General features: G+C 67.0%; 16 protein-coding genes. 15 read left to right on the top strand and 1 reads right to left on the bottom strand.

The features are described 5' to 3' along the window. The first annotated feature begins 1 nt into the window (after position 1). The 6 genes from AX681_RS06850 to AX681_RS06825 are packed head-to-tail and all read left to right on the top strand — an operon-like array spanning position 2 to position 5,790. On the top strand, positions 2-1,318 hold the full coding sequence (locus AX681_RS06850) for an SRPBCC family protein (RefSeq protein ID WP_066664491.1): 1,317 nt from the start codon (positions 2-4) through the stop codon (positions 1,316-1,318). A gap of 12 nt (positions 1,319-1,330) precedes the next feature. Then, entirely contained in the window at positions 1,331-1,882 is a 552-nt protein-coding gene (locus AX681_RS06845; protein WP_066664494.1) for a 3-phenylpropionate/cinnamic acid dioxygenase subunit beta, read from the top strand. Between the two features lie 38 nt (positions 1,883-1,920). Then, on the top strand, positions 1,921-3,471 hold the full coding sequence (locus AX681_RS06840) for a class I adenylate-forming enzyme family protein (protein WP_197424249.1): 1,551 nt from the start codon (positions 1,921-1,923) through the stop codon (positions 3,469-3,471). Beyond that, positions 3,468-4,409, top strand: coding sequence for an acetaldehyde dehydrogenase (acetylating) (locus AX681_RS06835; protein WP_066656824.1), 942 nt, complete (start codon positions 3,468-3,470; stop codon positions 4,407-4,409). Before AX681_RS06840 ends, AX681_RS06835 begins: the two co-directional genes overlap by 4 nt. Next, on the top strand, positions 4,406-5,461 hold the full coding sequence (gene dmpG / locus AX681_RS06830; protein ID WP_066656826.1) for a 4-hydroxy-2-oxovalerate aldolase: 1,056 nt from the start codon (positions 4,406-4,408) through the stop codon (positions 5,459-5,461). Before AX681_RS06835 ends, dmpG begins: the two co-directional genes overlap by 4 nt. Further along, the gene (locus AX681_RS06825; RefSeq protein WP_231733655.1) at positions 5,458-5,790 is read left to right on the top strand and encodes a non-heme iron oxygenase ferredoxin subunit; all 333 of its coding nucleotides are present in this window, start codon (positions 5,458-5,460) and stop codon (positions 5,788-5,790) included. The genes dmpG and AX681_RS06825 overlap by 4 nt, the downstream gene beginning before the upstream one ends. A gap of 67 nt (positions 5,791-5,857) precedes the next feature. On the opposite strand, the gene AX681_RS06820 is transcribed toward AX681_RS06825, so the two are convergent. Further along, positions 5,858-7,516: an AMP-binding protein gene (locus tag AX681_RS06820; protein WP_197421801.1), complete on the bottom strand. Its 1,659-nt coding sequence runs from the start codon at positions 7,514-7,516 to the stop codon at positions 5,858-5,860. 75 nt (positions 7,517-7,591) lie between these two features. Here AX681_RS06820 and AX681_RS06815 point away from each other — a divergent pair, with 75 nt between their 5' ends. The 9 genes from AX681_RS06815 to AX681_RS06775 form a co-directional block, all read left to right on the top strand. Beyond that, the gene (locus AX681_RS06815; protein WP_066681977.1) at positions 7,592-8,572 is read left to right on the top strand and encodes an NADPH:quinone oxidoreductase family protein; all 981 of its coding nucleotides are present in this window, start codon (positions 7,592-7,594) and stop codon (positions 8,570-8,572) included. 70 nt (positions 8,573-8,642) lie between these two features. Then, positions 8,643-9,248: a TetR/AcrR family transcriptional regulator gene (locus AX681_RS06810; protein ID WP_066656833.1), complete on the top strand. Its 606-nt coding sequence runs from the start codon at positions 8,643-8,645 to the stop codon at positions 9,246-9,248. A gap of 39 nt (positions 9,249-9,287) precedes the next feature. Further along, the gene (locus AX681_RS06805) at positions 9,288-10,079 is read left to right on the top strand and encodes an IclR family transcriptional regulator domain-containing protein (RefSeq protein ID WP_066656836.1); all 792 of its coding nucleotides are present in this window, start codon (positions 9,288-9,290) and stop codon (positions 10,077-10,079) included. Between the two features lie 117 nt (positions 10,080-10,196). Then, positions 10,197-11,684: a 4-hydroxyphenylacetate 3-hydroxylase family protein gene (locus AX681_RS06800; RefSeq protein ID WP_066656838.1), complete on the top strand. Its 1,488-nt coding sequence runs from the start codon at positions 10,197-10,199 to the stop codon at positions 11,682-11,684. Next, positions 11,681-12,241, top strand: coding sequence for a flavin reductase family protein (locus AX681_RS06795; protein ID WP_066656840.1), 561 nt, complete (start codon positions 11,681-11,683; stop codon positions 12,239-12,241). The genes AX681_RS06800 and AX681_RS06795 overlap by 4 nt, the downstream gene beginning before the upstream one ends. Then, a complete protein-coding gene (locus AX681_RS06790) occupies positions 12,238-13,116 on the top strand; it encodes an alpha/beta fold hydrolase (RefSeq protein ID WP_066656842.1) in 879 nt (292 codons plus the stop codon). The genes AX681_RS06795 and AX681_RS06790 overlap by 4 nt, the downstream gene beginning before the upstream one ends. Beyond that, positions 13,116-14,054, top strand: a complete 939-nt coding sequence (locus AX681_RS06785) for a 3-carboxyethylcatechol 2,3-dioxygenase (RefSeq protein ID WP_066656845.1) — start codon at positions 13,116-13,118, stop codon at positions 14,052-14,054. Before AX681_RS06790 ends, AX681_RS06785 begins: the two co-directional genes overlap by 1 nt. 252 nt (positions 14,055-14,306) lie before the next feature. Continuing rightward, entirely contained in the window at positions 14,307-16,430 is a 2,124-nt protein-coding gene (locus AX681_RS06780; protein WP_082737822.1) for a TonB-dependent receptor, read from the top strand. 53 nt (positions 16,431-16,483) lie between these two features. After that, positions 16,484-17,211 (top strand): NAD(P)/FAD-dependent oxidoreductase (locus tag AX681_RS06775; RefSeq protein ID WP_197424248.1); only part of this gene is annotated, 728 nt, incomplete at its 3' end.

The raw sequence follows: 17,211 nt of genomic DNA, 5'->3' as shown, positions 1-17,211 counted from the left end.
CATGTCGCTTCTTCACCCGCGAAGCCATCAGGCCGACAATGTCGAGGCGCTTCGGGCGCTGGTCGATCCCGGTCAGGGCTGGCTGGACCGGAGCATCTTCTGGGATTCGGACATTTACGCGCTGGAGCTCGAGCGGATCTTCGCGAGAAGCTGGATCTTCGTCGCCCATGACAGCCAGATTCCGAACGTCGGCGATTTCCTGACGACCTATGTCGGCGAAGACGCGGTGATCGTCGCGCGCGCCCGCGACAACCAGGTTCATACCTTCATCAATTCGTGCAGCCATCGCGGCAACCGGGTCTGCTTCGCGGAGGCTGGCAGCGCGCGCCGCTTCACCTGCAACTTTCACGGGTGGTCCTATGGCCTGGACGGTGCGCTCGCCGGGGTGACGGCCGAGCATCTGTACAAGGACAATCCCACTTTCGACCGCGAGAAGCTCGGCCTCCACAAGGCACGGGTCGAAAGCTACGGCGGAATGCACTTCGCCAATTTCGATCCCGAGGCTCCGTCGCTCGCCGATTATCTCGGCGACTTCCGCTGGTACCTCGACGTGCTGCTGGACAATGACGAGGGCGGAATCGAATTCGTCGACGGCAACATCAAGTCGCGCCTCAAGTGCAACTGGAAGTTCCCCGCCGAGAACTTCATCGGCGACGCCTATCACGCCACCTGGACCCACAGTTCCGCCTTGCTCGCTTTGTTCGGGAAGGCGCCCAGGATGCACCCTGATCGGTCCTTCCAGGTCAATGCCAATGGCCATGGCTGGGAGTTCGGGACCGATTTCATCGGCAATGCGGCGACGCTGGGCGAACCTGAAATCGTCGATTATCTCCGCGACAGCGAGGCCAGGTTCCAGGAACGGCTGGGCAAGATGCGCAGCCGGATGATCGGCTCGCTCAGTTCGGCCACGGTGTTCCCCAATCTTTCCTTCCTCGCCGGCCACAACACCTTCCGCACCTGGAATCCGAAAGGGCCGACGGAGACCGAGCTTCACACCTGGGTGTTCCTCAACAAGAATGCCCCGGAGTCGTTGAAGGAAAAATATCGCCGCGGCGTGATGCTCACCTTCTCCCCGGCCGGTGTGTTCGAAATGGACGATGGCGAGAATTTCGAACATTGCACCGCCTCCAACGCCGGTGTCGTGACTCGGCGTCGCAAGCTTCACACCGGTCTCGGCCTGGGGTCTGAGATCGACCATCCGGAGCTGAAGGGGCATGTCCACAGCAATCAGGTCAACGAAGCGAACCACCGAGCTTTCTACCAGCGCTGGCTGGATCTGATGACCGCCGCCAGCTGGGCGGACGTGCCCGCGCGCTAGGAACGACCAGGGATGGACATTACCAACACTTCGGCAGCACGGCTCAACGGGCCTCCCGTCGATCGGGATCTCGCCTTCGAGATCGAACAATTTCTCTATCGCGAGGCGAGGCTGCTCGACGAGGAGCGCTACGAGGATTGGCTCGGGCTGATGGCTGAGGACATCCATTACTGGATGCCCGGGATTCAGGCGCGCTACCGCGCCGACAAGGCGGAGAAGATCAGCCTCAGCCGGATGGCCTATTTCGATGACGACCTCGACTATCTGAAGAAGCGCGTCGAACGCGCGCTTCAGACGACGGCATGGGCGGAGGACCCGCCGACGCGCCACTTTCACATGGTCGGCAATATTGAAGTGGAGCCAACCGAGCGGCCGAACGAATGGACCGTCTACTCCGTCGTGTTCAACGTCCGCCACCGCAACGAGGCGGAGCAGCTTGAGCTGACGGCGCGGCGTCGCGACCTCATCCGCCGCGACGAGAGTGGCGATCTGAAGATCGCCCGCCGCTTCATCCAGCTTCAGCAGACCGTCCTCCAGGCCAAGAACATCAACACCTTCCTATGACGAAGCCAGCTTCTCCGACCGGCCCGGGAAGCGCCCCCGTGGCGGGAGATCCCGCTCACCGGCGTCTGCCCTTCGCCGATGCCGTGAGCATGTTCTGGCATGCGATGGACGAAGCCGGGCCCAGGACGGCCCTGATCGATGGCGACCGGCGGATCAGCTACGCCGACTATGGCCGGGCCGTCGCCGCGGTCGCGCAGCGTCTGACCCACATCGGCGTCGCCGGGGAACGGGTCGCGGTCCTGATCCCCAATTCGATCGAAGCCAATATCGCCATTTACGCCGCCCTGGCCGCCGGTGCGCAGGTGACGATGCTCAACCCCGCCTACACCGCGTCCGAGCTCGCGCCGCTTCTGGCTTCCTCAACGCCGCGCGCGATGCTCGTCCGCGCGGGTTTCGAGCAGCACGCGCCGGCCGCCGCCAGGGCGCAGGGTATCGAAGATCTGATCGCGCTGGGGGAAGGGGATTTGGCCCTCGAAGCCCTCGTCGCGGCGGAGGCGCCCCGCCCGACGGTGCCGATCGATGCCGAGACGATGGCGACGCTGATGTTCACGGGCGGCACCACGGGCATCCCCAAGGGCGTCGAGCGGCCGCACCGCACGCTGATGAACATGGTCGCCGGCATGGAGGAAGCGTGGCCGACGCGGCTCGACGACGAGATGTGGCTCAATGTCGCCCCGACCTCCCACGTCTGGGGCTTTCTCATGGGCTGCATGAACCCCGTCTACAGCCGTTCGCCGCTGGTCATCATTCCCCGCTTCCACCCGGACCTGGTTCTGGAGGCGGTCGAGCGCAACGGAGTGACCGTGTTCAGCGGCGGGCCCGCGGCGATCTATGTCGGTCTGCTCGCCTCGGATCGGCTCGCCGCGGCCGATCTGTCGACCATGCGCGTCTGCCCTGGCGGCGGCTCGTCCTTCCTCCTCGAGACGCTCAAGGCCTGGGAGCAGCGGGTGGGGGTGCCGATACTGGAGGCTTTTGGTTCGACCGAGGCCGGTCCGATCACCGCCAACCCGGTCGACGGCACGCATCGCTTCGGGACCGTCGGCCGGCCCCTGACGGGCATCGAGCTGCAGGTGGTCGATCTGGCGGATCAGGAAAAGATACTGGCGGTCGGCGAAGTCGGCGAGATTCGCATTCGCGGCCCTCGTGTCGTCAGCCGATATCGCGGCGATGCTGAAGGCCATCCCGAAGGCTGGCTGTGCACCGGAGACGTCGGCGTCCTCGATGAAGCTGGGTTCCTCACGCTCGTCGATCGCAAGAAGGACATGCTGATCGTCAACGGCTTCAACGTCTACCCGCGTGAGGTGGAGGAAGTGCTGGCGCGCCACCCCGCCGTCGCGGAGGCGGCCGTGGTCGGAATTCCGGACGAGCGGAAGGGCGAGGTGCCGGTGGCCTTCGCCATGCTGCGCCGGCCCGGCGCCGTGACGGGCGAGGAGCTGCTGTCTTTCTGCGCCGAGCATCTCGTCGCCTACAAGCTTCCCCAGCGCGTCGCTCTGGTCGACGCCATCGAGAAGACGGCGGCGAACAAGGTCGACCGCAAGCGGCTCGCCCAAATCGCAATTCAAATGGATGCCGATGGAGAAATCGGATGAACAAGATAAAGGCCGCGATCATCGGATCCGGCAACATCGGCACCGATCTGATGATCAAGATGGTCGAGCGGCCGCGCAACCTCGAGCTGGTCGCGCTCGTCGGAATCGACGAGGCTTCGGAAGGCCTGGCGATCGCCCGGGAGCGCGGCATCCAGACCACGCATGAAGGCGTCGAAGGCCTGATGCGGATGGAAAGCTATGGCGAAATCGGCATCGTCTTCGACGCCACCTCCGCTTACGCGCACAAGCAGCATGACGAGCTGCTGCGCCGCGACGGCAAGCGGCTGATCGATCTCACGCCGGCGGCGCTCGGGCCCTTCACCGTCCCCCCGGTCAATGCCGGCGCGCATCTGGATTCACCCAACGTCAACATGGTCACCTGCGGCGGACAGGCGACGATCCCGATCGTCGCCGCCGTCGCGCGGGTGGCGCGGGTGCGATATGCCGAGATCGTCGCTTCGGTCTCCTCGCGCTCCGCCGGGCCCGGCACGCGCGCCAATATCGACGAGTTCACGCGCACCACGGCGCGCGGGATCGAGACGGTCGGCGGCGCCGAGCGCGGCAAGGCGATCATCATCTTGAACCCCGCCGAGCCGCCGATGATCATGCGCGACACCGTCTTCACCCTCTCCGACATGGCCGACGAGGAGGCGGTTCGCGCCTCGGTGGAAGCGATGGTCGAGCAGGTGCAGAAATATGTCCCGGGCTATCGGCTGAAGCAGGACGTGCAGTTCGAGCGGTTCGGATCGAACCGGCCGCTCCACATCCCCGGTCATGGCGACGTCGAGGGGCTGAAGACGACCGTCTTCCTCGAGGTCGAAGGCGCGGGAGACTATCTGCCCAGCTATTCGGGCAATCTTGACATCATGACCGCGGCCGCCAAGGCGACCGGCGAGGAGATTGCGGACCGGCTGCTCAGCGCGGGAGCGCCGGCATGAGCTTCGATCCGACCCAGACGAAAATCTATGTGCAGGACGTCACGCTGCGCGACGGCATGCATGCCATCGGGCACAGTTACGGCCTCGATCATGTCCGCGCGATCGCCAAGGCTCTGGACGAGGCCGGAGTGGACGCGATCGAGGTCGCGCATGGCGACGGACTTTCCGGCACCTCGTTCAACTACGGCTTCGGCACGCAAACCGATTGGGAATGGATCGGCGCCGTCGCCGAGGTCCTCGAGCGCGCGGTGCTCACCACCCTAATCCTGCCCGGTATCGCGACGGTGGACGAACTGCGGCGAGCCTATGACCTCGGCGTCCGCTCGGTCCGCGTCGCCACCCACTGCACCGAAGCCGACGTTTCCCGGCAGCATATCGGAATGGCCCGCGAGCTCGGCATGGACGTCTCCGGTTTCCTGATGATGAGCCACATGAGCGGCCCAGAGCAGCTCGCCGGGCAGGCGCGGCTGATGGAGGAATATGGCGCGCAGTGCATCTACGTCACCGATTCCGGCGGTGCGCTCGACATGGATGGCGTCGCCGACCGCCTCCGTGCTTATGATCGCGTGCTGAAGCCGGAGACCCAGCGCGGCATCCATGCCCATCACAACCTTTCGCTCGGCGTCGCCAATTCGGTCGTCGCGGTGCAGGAGGGGGCGATCCGCGTCGATGCCAGCCTCGCCGGAATGGGCGCGGGCGCGGGCAATGCGCCGCTCGAAGTGTTCGCCGCCGTCGCCGACCGCAAGGGATGGAAGCATGGCTGCGACGTCATCAAGCTGATGGACGCGGCCGAGGATCTCGTCCGGCCGCTTCAGGACCGGCCGGTGAGGGTCGATCGGGAGACGCTGACGCTCGGCTATGCCGGCGTCTATTCGAGCTTCCTTCGCCACGCGGAGAGGGCCGCGGACGAGTATGGGCTAGACGCGCGCGAGATCCTGCTCGAGCTTGGCCGGCGCGGCATGGTCGGCGGCCAGGAGGACATGATCGTCGATGTGGCGCTCGATATCTGCAAGTCCAAGGCCGAGGCCGGCGCGGCGGCGGTGCTTCCGTGACCGGTCCGAGCGTCTCTGGCCAGCGCATCCTGGTCGGACCGGCCGATTCGCTTCCCGTCGGGGAAGCGCGCAAGATCTGCGTGCCCGGATCGGGGCCAATCGCCGTCTTCCATTCGGACGACGGCTTCCACGCCTTGAACGACACCTGCAGCCATGGCCAGGCGTCGCTTTCCGAAGGCTGGCTCGAAGGCCATGAGATAGAATGCCCGGTCCATTCGGGCCGCTTCGACATCAGGACGGGCGCGCCGCTCTGCTTCCCGGTGACGGAGCCGGTGGCCTCCTACGCGACCTTCGTCGAGGACGGCCTGCTCTACGTGGTTCTGCCTTAGCATTTTCAAGTCGGTCGGAATCGACTGACGACTCGGAAAATGCGGTCACCAAGAAGCCTTCGGCGACTTAAGCCTCCTCGGCCCGCGCCGCGGCTTCCCGCTCGCGCAGCGCCTGCTTCGAGATCTTCATATTCTCGTTCTTCGGGATGTCCGCGACGATCTCGAGCTGCTTGGGGATCTCCATCGGCGACAGCTTGCCGGCCAGGAACCGCTGCAGCTCTTCTAGGTCGAGATCGCCTTCGCGAAGGCTGATGATCGCCTTCACCGTCTCGCCGCGATAGCGGTCGGGAACGCCGATCACCGCCACTTCCCGCACTCGCGGATGCTGAAGGATCGCATTCTCCACATCGGCCGGATAGACATTGTAGCCGCTGGCGATGATCATGTCCTTCAGCCGGTCGAGCACCGTCACCACGCCGTCCTCCGACATGCTGCCGATATCGCCGCTCCGGAAAAAGCCGTCGATGAAGGCGCTCTCAGTCTCCTCGGGGCGCTGCCAATAGCCTTTCATCACCTGGGGTCCGCGGATGCAGATTTCCCCGGCCTCGCCTGCGGGAACGCGGCGCGTTGGATCGGCGGGCGAACGGATATCGACCTCGGTCACCGGCAGCGGAATGCCCGTCGCGCCGGCATGCTCGGGATGCGGGGACGAATAGACCGCGGCCGGCGAGGTTTCGGTCATTCCATAGACGGTCGTGATCCAGATGCCGCTCGCCTTCTGGAAACGTTGCTTCAGCTCGAGCGGCACCGGGCTTGCGCCGCATTGGGCGCTGCGGATGTTCGACCAGTCGAAGCCGGTGCCGGCAGTCACGTCGAGCAGGGCGATATACATGGTCGGCGGGGCGAGCAGCACGCTCACCTTGCGCTCGCTGATCAGGCGGAGCGCCTCGTTCGGCTCGAACCGCGACATCCACACCAGCTCGCCCGCGAAGCGCGTCGTGAAATTCTGGGTCGGCCCCACGCCCACCACATGAGTCGGAGGCGCCGCCGCGAGCAGGACCTCGCGCCCCGGCTCGAGCTGCGGGAACCAGGACGCCATCTGCAGCACGTTGGCGGCGAGGTTGCCGTGGGTGAGGATCGCCGCCTTGGGAGTGCCGGTGGTGCCGCCGGTATATTGCAGCGCCGCCGCGTCATTACCCGGATCGATCGCCGCCCGCTCGACTGAGCCTGAGCCGCCCGCCAGATCGCGGAGCTTCACGCCTCGCGCCGCATCCGCCACCAGGCTGTCCGCGGTCGGGTCGCAGCGCCTTGCATTGGCCGAGATCACCGGGATCGGCCGGGGGAGGGCGGCGGCCGCCTCCGCCGCCTTCGCCAGCAGGGCCGGATCGTCCAGCGTCAGGATCGCGGAGAGGCCGGCATCCGCCGCCTGGGCCGCCAGCCTCGCCACCGAGTAGAGCGGGTTCATCCCGACATGGACGGCGCCGAGATGCCACAGCGCGAAGCAGTTGAGCGTGAACGAGGGATGCGCCGGACCCAGGTAGCCGACCCGGTCGCCCTTGCCGATGCCGAGCTCCGCCAGCCCGGCGGCGAGCTGTCCGATCAGCTGGGCGCCTTCCGAATAGCTGAGCGTCTCGCCCTCGTAGGTCAGGAAGGGGCGGTCGCCATGCCCCGCGACGGCATCGTCGAGCAGCTTCGAAAGCGGGAAGGGGCGGGCGTCGACCAGTGCCGCCGCCTCTTCATGGTAGAAGCGGCGCCAGGGCGCGTCGCCGGAGGTCTGTCTTTGCATTTTCTCGTCCGATTCGTGGCTTGCGAAATTCCATAACATACGACACCGTATGCTAGGTTAAGGCAAGCGGGATGTATGCGGATGATGAAGGCGTGGGTCGTGAAACGGTGGGGATCGCTCGACGACCTCGTGCTCAAGGACGTTGCCCGCCCCGCCGCCGGCGAAGGAACGGTCATCGTCCGCGTCAGCAAGGCCGCCCTCAACTTCGCCGACGGGATTGCCGTCAGGGGCCGCTACCAGGTGAAGATCCAGCCGCCCTTCGTCCTCGGCAGCGAGATTGCCGGCGTGGTCGCCGAGGCGCCCCTGGGAAGCGGCTTTGGGCCGGGCGACCGCGTCCTCGCCCAGGTCCCCGCCGGCGCGTTCGGCGAATATTGCCCGGTTGAGACCGGCCGGCTCGTCCGGCTCCCCGACGAGCTCTCCTTCGCCGACGCCGCGGCCTTGCCCGTCTCCTACACCACCGCTCATGTCGGCCTGTTCGGCAAGGGCAGGCTCCAGCAGGGCGAGACCGTCCTGATCCACGCCGCGGCGGGCGGGCTCGGCATCGCCGCCACCCAGCTCGCCGCCTGGCGCGGCGCGCGGGTGATCGCCACCGCCGGGTCGGAAGAGAAGTGCCGGCTCGCCCTCGACAACGGCGCCGACCACGCGATCAACTATCGCGACGCGCAATGGCCGGAGCGGGTCAAGGCGCTTGCGCCGGGCGGGGTCGACATGGTCTTCGACCCCGTCGGAGGGGAGACCAGCCTGCTCAGCCTCCGCCAGCTCGCCTGGGGCGGAAGGCTGATGCTCGCCGGCTTCGCGAGCGGGGCTCCGGCGCAGATCCCCGCCAACCACCTGCTGGTGAAGGCGGCGTCCGCGATCGGCGTGTTCTGGAGCTTCGACAAGGAGGCCGCGTTCATCTCGGCCATCCAGAAGCAGCTCGTCGAGCTCGCCGTCGGCGGACATGTCCGCCCGCATCTCTGGCGGCTCGTCGAGCTCGCCGACCTCAAACAGGGCCTGGCCGCGCTGGAGAATGGCGAGACGACCGGCAAGGTCCTTGTCAACGTGGCCGAAATCTAGTCGGAACGGAGCAGGGCGTTGTGCGGGCGCGCTGGTGCCCGCATATCCAATGGGGGGGTAGAAGATCAGCATGGCCAAGCGACTCACCAAGGCGAAGGGTCCGGAGGCGGACAGGCTTACCAAGCGCGACTGGGTTCGCGCGGCGCTCGTCGAGGTCGGCCGCGGCGGCGTCGCCAACGTCCGCATCGAGGCGCTCGCGCGCGAGCTGGGGGTCACCAAGGGCAGCTTCTACTGGCATTTCAAGGATCGCGACGCGCTCCTCAACGAGATGCTGCGCTTCTGGCAGGAAACCTCGACCCTCAGGATCGCCGAGTTCATCCAGACCAATATCGAGGATCCGCGCGAGCGCCTGTCCTTCCTGATCAAGGTGGCGTCGGAAGACCGCCCCGACATTCCGGGCGGCCCGATCGAGCACGCCCTTCGCGAATGGGCGCGCAGCTCCGAGATCGCCCGCCGCACCCTTTCCGAGGTAGACAGCGAACGGCTTGAGATCATGACCCAGATCTACCTCGATCTCGGTATGTCGCTGCCGAGGGCGAAGGCGGCCGCTCTGCTGGCCCTGTCGCACCTGATCGGGGTCAACGTCATCCACCGCGACGTCGGCCGCCAGGCGCTGCGCTCGCAGCTGGAGATCTGCCTCATTTTCCTGCTGAACCTTCCCGATGCGATGGCCTGACCCGGCGCCGCCTGGGCCCGCGCATCCTCGCCGCGCCGGGTGAGCGCGGAAGGGACGCCCTATCGCGAGGTGCGCTCGCTCGAGCGCGGGCTCGCGCTGCTCGATGCGATGGCGGATCTCGGCTGGTCGACCCCTTCCGAGCTCGCGCGCCGCACCGCGATCGATCGCTCGACCGTCTACCGGCTCCTCGCCACGCTTGTCGCCTCGGGCTATGCGGTGCGGCGACCCGACGACGGCCGCTACTTCCTCGCCGGCAAGCTCGGCAGCATCGGCCTCGGCATCCGCAGCGACGATCTCGCCCTCCAGATCGCCCAGGAGGAGCTTGACGGCCTCGTCGCCGAGGTCGGCTGGCCGAGCGACTATGCCGCGCTCGTCGCCGGGCGGCTGACCATTCTCGCCTCGACCCATAGACTGACCAGCATGACCTTCTTCCGGCGGCTGGTCGGCCAGCACCGGCCGATCGCCCGCTCCGCGCTCGGCCGAGCGCTGCTCGCCGCCATGTCTCCCAGGGAACTCGACCAGGCGCTCGAGTCGGTCCGCGCCTCGAGTGGAGAGGATGCGGCGGAGACGGAAGACCGTCAGGCCTTGGAGCGGATGCTGGAGAGGGTCCGGGAGCGCGGCTACGGCTATAGCGACGGCCTCATCGAGGCGAACATAAGCGCGATCGCGCTGCCGGTCCGCCGAAGATCCCGGGCGGTGGGGGCGGTGAACATCGTCTATTTCCGCTCCGCTCTCTCCACCGAGGCCGCCGCCTCCACCCTGTTGCCGCCGCTTCGCGCCTGCATCGCCGCGATCGAGCGCCGGCTCGACGAACAGCCGGACATTCCCTGACGCTGTTCGCACCATGAACATTTCCGACTCCGCCGTTGAAGCGCCCGCTGCCGCGGCCGAATGAATAGGCAGGCAAGGGCGGTGCCAGACCGCCTTCGAACGGAGTGGAAAAGCGGGATGGGTATCAGGAGCGGCGCCGATTATCTGGAGGGGCTGAGGAGCCGCCCCCGCGAGGTGTGGGTGGGCGGAGAGCGGGTGGCGAACGTCGCCGATCACCCCGCTTTCGCGGCGGTCGCCCGGCAGCTCGCGGCGCTCTACGACATGCAGCTCGAGCCGGCCTATGCTGACCGGCTGACCGGCACCGATCCGGAGACCGGCGAGACTTGCGGCATCTCCTTCCTCGAGGCGCGGTCGCCGGACGATCTGCGCCGCCGCCGCGAGGGGATGCGGCTCTGGGCGGAGGCGAGCTTCGGCCTGCTCGGCCGTTCGCCCGATTTCATGAACGCGACTTTGCTCGCGCTTTGGGAGAGCCGCGATTTCTTCGCCCAGGACGGGCAGAAATTCGCCGACCATCTCGACGCTTATTACCGCTTCGTCCGCAAGAACGACCTGTTCCTCAGCCATGCGCTGGTCACGCCGCAGAACGATCGCACCAAGGCGAGCCACGAGCTCGGCGACCTTCACCTGCGCGTCACCGCCGAGGTCGAGGGAGGGATCATCATGAACGGCGCGCGGATGATCGCGACCCTTGGGCCCATCGCCGACGAGATACTGATGTACAATTTGCCGGGCCTGAAGCCCGGCGACGAGGACCATGCCGTCATCTTCGCCATCGCGGCGGACGCGCGCGGGCTGCGCCAGATCTGCCGCGAGCCCTATACGCTCGACGGCAGCCGCTCGAGTTTCGATCATCCGCTCTCGACCCGCTTCGAGGAGAATGACGCGCTGCTCGTCTTCAACGACGTCTTCGTGCCCTGGGACCGCGTCTTCTGCTATCGCAACGTCAAGGCGGCGGCGGAGATGTATCCGCGCACCTCGATCCGCAACCACACCGCCTATCAGACCAACATCCGCGCGCTGGCGAAGATGCAGCTCGCCACTGGGCTGGCGATGGCGGTGGCGCGGGCGACCGGCGCCGACAGCTTCCTCCATGTCCAGCAGATGCTCGGCGAATGCGTCTGCTTCGTCGAGCATCTGAAGAGCGGTCTCGCCCGCGCCGAGGCCGAGGCCGAAAGGCTGCCGTCGGGCAGCTGGCGGCCGGCTCTCGCGCCCCTCCACAATCTCAGGATCATGATGGCGAGCGCCTATCCGCGAGTGATCGAGGTGCTGCAGACGATCGGCGCCGGCGGCTTCATGTTGATGCCGTCGGGCGCCGATTTCGCGGTTCCCGAGCTCGCCGGCGACACCGGCAAATATTATTGCGGCGCGAAGCTCTCCTCGCTCGACCGGGTCCGCCTGTTCAAGCTCGCCTGGGATCTCGCCGGCGAAGCCTTCGGCCAGCGCCTCGTCCAATATGAGCGCTATTATGCGGGCGATCCGGTGCGCAATCTCGCCGGCGCCTACCTCTCGGTCGACGACAGCGACTATCGCCGCCTCGTCGATGCCGCGCTCGCCTTGGCCGGAGACCCGCCCGGGCAAGCCTCGGCGGTGGACCGCGCGGCATGACAAGCGCGGTGCTCCCCGAAGGCGAGACGCCGCCGGCGATCGATCCCGGCCTGTTCCGCGTCGCCATGGGCCAGTTCCCAACCGGAGTTGCGATCATCTCGACCCTGGACGGGGAGGGGAGGCCCTACGGCCTCACCGTCAGCTCCTTCGCCTCGCTGTCGCTGGAGCCGCCGCTGGTGCAGTGGAGCCTTCGCCGCAGCGCTTTCTCCTATCCCCTGTTCAGCGAGGCGCGTCATTTCGCGGTGAATATCCTCTCCGACGATCAGGAGGCGGAATCCCGCCGCTTCTGCGCTAGCGAGGACCGCTTCGCCGGCGCCGCCTGCGAAGCCGGCCTGTTCGGGCTACCTCTGCTCCAGGGCGCGCTTGCCTGGATCGAATGCGAGCGGGTCAACGAATATGCCGGCGGCGACCATGCCGTCTTTGTCGGGCAGGTGCTTCGCGTCCGCCACTGGCCGAAGCGGCCGCTGCTGCACTGGCAAGGAAAATATCATCGTCTATCGCGGGAATGGACCCCGACGCCGGGGGCCGAGGGCCGCGTCATGGGGAGCAGTCAATGAGCCATCAAAGCATCTGGTCCGACCTCATCGGGCTCGAATTCCGCCAGGGCTATGTCGATGCCGACGGCGTCCGTACCCGCTATCTGATGAGCGGATCCGAGGACAAGCCGCTGCTCCTCCTCCTCCACGGCACCGGCGGCCATGCCGAAGCCTATGTCCGCAACCTTCGCGCCCATGGCGAGCATTTCTGGACCGTCGCCTTCGATAGCGTCGGGCACGGCTATAGCGACAAGCCGGCGATCGATTACCAGATCCCGCAATATGCCGCCCACGCCCTCGCCGTGATGAAGGCGCTCGGCCGCTCCAGCGCGCTGATCTCGGGGGAATCGCTCGGCGGCTGGATCGCCAGCTACATCGCCATCCACCACCCCGAGGCGGTCGATCGGGTGGTGCTCAACACCACCGGCGGCTGGACCGCGCATCCCGAGGTGATGGAGCGGATAAAGACGCTGTCGATGCGCGCGGTGGAGCAGCCCGACTGGGAATTCATCCGTAAGCGGCTCGAAATGCTGATGCACGATCCCGCCAAGGTCCATGACGATCTCATCGCCACCCGCCAGACAGTCTATTCGCAGCCCGGCTATGCCGAGGTAATGCGCAGCATCCTCTGCCTGCAGGAGATGGAGATCCGCCGCCGCAACATGTTCACGGCCGAGGATTATGCGCGAATCGAGGCGCCGGCGCTGGTGCTCTGGACGTCGCACGATCCCACCGCCACGCCGACCGAGGGCAAGCAGATCGCCGACATGATCCCGGGCGCCCGGTTCGTCGTGATGCCGGAATGCGGCCACTGGCCGCAGTTCGAGGACCCCGAGACGTTCAACCGCATCCACATCGATTTCCTGCTCGGCCACCGGGTCGAGACGCTCGGCTGATGCCCTTCGCTCTCGCCTGCGCCTCCCACTCGCCGGTAATGCTGGACGGCACGCTGGCGGAGGAGGCGGTCTGCGCGGCGGTGCGGGCGTCCTTCGATCGGATGCGGGCGCTGGTGGAAGCGTTCGAGCCGGACCTCATCGTCCAATTCTCGCCCGATCATTTCCACGGTTTCAGCTACGCGCTGATGCCGAGCTTCTGCGTCGGCGCCGAGGCCCGCTCCTATGGCGACTGGTCGACGCGGGCCGAGGCGCTGCCGGTCGACAAGACCAGCGCGCTGGCGCTTCTCGACGCGGTCCGCGCCGCCGACATCGACGCCGCCCTTTCCTACGACATGGTGGTCGATCATGGCTTCGTCCAATTGTGGGAGATGCTGTTCGGCCGCGCCGACCTCTACCCTCTCGTCCCGATCTTCGTGAACTGCGCCGCGCCGCCTTTGCCCACCTACAGGCGGGCAAGGCTTTTCGGCGAGGCGGTGGGGCGGTTCGCGAGTAGTTCGGGCAAGCGGATCCTGTTCGCCGCCTCGGGCGGATTGTCCCACGATCCGCTCGTCCCGCGCATCGAGACCGCGCCGCCCGAGGTCCGCAGCCGCCTGATCGGGGCTAAGATGACGGCGGAGCAGCAGGCCGAGCGGGAAGGGCGGATCGCCACGGTCGCGGCCGCCGCGGCGAAGGGGGAGGGACCTGTCCGGCCGCTCAACCCCGGCTGGGATGCGGAGGTTCTCGACCTTCTGGAGCGACAGGACTGGGCGACGCTCGACGCCTTCACCGCCGAGCAGGTCGACGAGGTCGCCGGATCGGGCGCCAACGAGCTGCTCGCCTGGGTCGCGGCGACCGCGGCGATGGCGAGCGCGGGGCCGTTCGAGGTGGTCCAGCGCGACTATGCCCCGGCGCCCGGGTGGATCGCGGGCGTGGCGCATTTCAGCGCGCGCTCGGTCTGAAGCTCCGGAAAGGCGCTTGACACCCATTCGAGGTTTTGCAACATACTCATGCGTATTGTTTAGCTCGTATCGAGCGTTTCGGTGCGGGGAGATTTGCCCGGAGAGGCATCAGAGAAGGCCCTGAGGGGGCCGTTGGGGAGAGTGGGAATGCGGTTCCGGACTATGGCGTATACAACAGCCCTTCTTGGCTCGGTCAGCATCGCCTCGATCAGCCACGCCCAGCCCGCCGCGGACGCGGCCGACCAGCAGGATATGGCCGATCCGGCCGAGGAGCAGGCAACCTCCGACGCCGTCACCACGCCCGGCGCGGCGCCGACCGAAGAGGCCGAGGCCGGCCTTGAGGACATCGTCGTCACCGCCACGCGGCGCGAGGAGCGTCTCCAGGAGATTCCGGTCACCGTGACCGCGATCTCGGGCAACAGCATCGCCGAGTCCGGCGTCCGCGACGTCCGCACGCTCACCCAGGTGATCCCGAACTTCAACGGCGGCCGCAACCAGAACGTCATGCAGCCGAGCATTCGCGGCGTCGGCTCGAGCGGCCTCTCGGTCGGCGACGAAGCCAATGTCGCCGTCTATGTCGACGGCGTCTATCAGGGCGATCCCTATTCCACCCAGATCGACCTCGTTGAAGTCTCCCGCGTCGAGGTGCTTCGCGGCCCGCAGGGCACGGTCTTCGGCCGCAACGCCACCGGCGGCCTGGTCAACGTGATCACGCCGGATCCGAGCTTCCGGGCCCGCGGCCGTATCGCCGCCCGCTACGGCCGCATGCGCGAGGATGCGAGCGACATCGATCTGCGCGGCTATGTCACCGGCGGCCTCACCGAGAACATCGCCGCCGATCTCGCGCTCCTCTACCGCAAGAATGACGGCTACATCACCAATCTCAGCGGCGGGGAGCCGTTCGGCGAGACTCGCGTCGCCTCGGTGCGCGGCAAGCTTCTCTTCGAGCAGGACAATATCAGCGCGGTCGTCACCGCCGCCTATGTCGACACGAATGACGAGACGGCCTCGCAGCAGCCCTTCCAGGGCAATTCCGCCGGCGCTCCCTTCGCCGGCGTCATCCTCCCGAACCAGCCTTGGGAGGCGTCGCTCAACGCGCTCCCGGTCTCCGACTATAGCCGGCTCGATCTCTCGCTGCGCACCCGCATCGAACTCGGCGGCGTAAATCTGGAAACGACCAGCGCCTACATGAAGACTCGGGTCCACCAGGTGGCGGATTCCGACGCTTCCAATCTCCTGCTCGGCGAGACGTTCATGCGCGTCTTCCCGCGCACGCTGACCCAGGAGATCCGGCTGCTCTCGGCCGGCAACGGCCCGCTCACCTGGATCGTTGGCGCCTATGGCTATTTCATGGAGGGCACCCAGCCGGTCACCATCGTCAACCGGACCTCTCCGACGGCCCCGGTCGTCCCGACCCTGCTCTCGCCGAGGGCGGAGACGACCTCCTACTCGGCCTTCGCGGAAGGCACCTACCGCTTCGGCACCTCGCTCTTCCTCACTCTGGGCGGCCGCTACACGACCGAGGAGCGCCGCTTCTCGCAGAAGGTGAACAACAACCAGCTGCCTTTCGGAATGGCGGAAGCCAATTTCAACAAATTCACCTATCGCGCCGCGCTTCGCTACCAGTTCACCGACGATGCCAATATCTACGCCAGCTACGGCACGGGCTTCAAAAGCGGCGTCTTCAACACCTTCGGCACGGCGCCCACCGCGGTCGATCCGGAGACGATCAAGGCGGCCGAGATCGGCATCAAGGCGGATCCCTTGCTTTGGCTCCGCACCAACCTTGCCTTCTTCCACTACAGATATGACGATCTGCAGGCGACCGCCCGGGCGACCACTGGCGCGTTCATCCTTCAGAACGCCGCCAAGGCGAAGATCTGGGGCGGCGAGTTCGAAACCACCGCGCAGCCCGTCGACGATCTCACTCTGCGTCTGGCTCTGGCTTACACCAACGCCAAATATGACGAATTCCCCAACGCCCAGGTGTTCACGCCGCGGCCGACGGGCGGCAACATCGTCGGTTCGGCGGACGTCGCCGGCAACCAGCTGGTGCGCACGCCCGAATTCACGATCAACGCCGGCGGCAATTATCAGTGGGACATGGCCGGCGGGCGCGGGCATCTGGCCGGCAATCTTTTCCGCAGCTCGCGGGTGTATTATGACTATCTGAACGCGCTCTCGCAGGATCCCTATACGATCCTGTCGGGCGAGCTCGGCTGGACCACGGCCGACGAGCAGCTGACCCTCCGGCTCTTCGCCAGCAACCTGACCAACGCCAAGGTCGCGCAGCAGATCTCGCCGGGGCCGCAGGGCACCTACATCATCTACGAGCGCCCCCGCCGCGTCGGCGTCGGCCTCGAATATCGTTTCTAACTGATGGGCTCGTTCGCGGTAGCTTGCCCGTGAACGAGCCTAAAGACACCAGGGTGATCCGGACCGTCGCCATCATCGGCGCCAGCCTAGCCGGCGCCCGGGCCGCCGAAACTCTGCGCGCGCGGGGCTTCGACGGCCGGGTCCTGCTGATCGGCGAGGAGCCCTGGCTCCCCTATCAGCGGCCGCCGCTCTCCAAAGACTATCTGTGGCCGGGCGGGGACGAATCGGCGATCCTGCTCCGCCCCGCCGACTGGTATGAAGCCAATCGCATCGAGGCGCGGCTCGGGGTCAAGGCCGAGAGCCTAGACCTCCGCGCCCGAGAAGTCCGCCTTTCCGACGGAAGCGATGTCCAGGCCGACGCCTTCCTCCTCGCGACCGGCTCGCGGCCGCGGCGGCTGCCCGCGCTGGAGGGCGCGGCCAACGTCCATTATCTTCGCACTCGCGACGACGCCGCTCGGCTCGCCGGCGCCCTGACTCCGGGCGCGCGAATCCTCGTCGTCGGGATGGGCGTGATCGGCGCGGAGGTCGCCGCCACCGCGACCCGGGCCGGCGCCCGCGTGGTGGCGGTCGAACCGGCGCCGACGCCGATGCTGCGCAGCTTCGGCAGCGTTGCCGGCGCCTGGCTCGCCCGCGCCCATGCCGAGCGCGGCGTCGAGGCGCATTTCGGCCGCATGCCGGAGCGTTTCGAGCGGGAAGGGGGCCTCGTCCGCGGCGTTACGCTGGACGGCGGCGAGCGGCTCGATTGCGACGCCGTCGTCGTCGGAATCGGCGTCGAGCCTGC

The sequence above is a fragment of the Sphingomonas sp. CCH9-E2 genome (assembly GCF_001557215.1).
GTDB lineage: Bacteria > Pseudomonadota > Alphaproteobacteria > Sphingomonadales > Sphingomonadaceae > Sphingomonas.
Note: the sequence above shows the minus strand (reverse complement) of the source record. Positions and strands in the feature narration are given on the sequence as shown.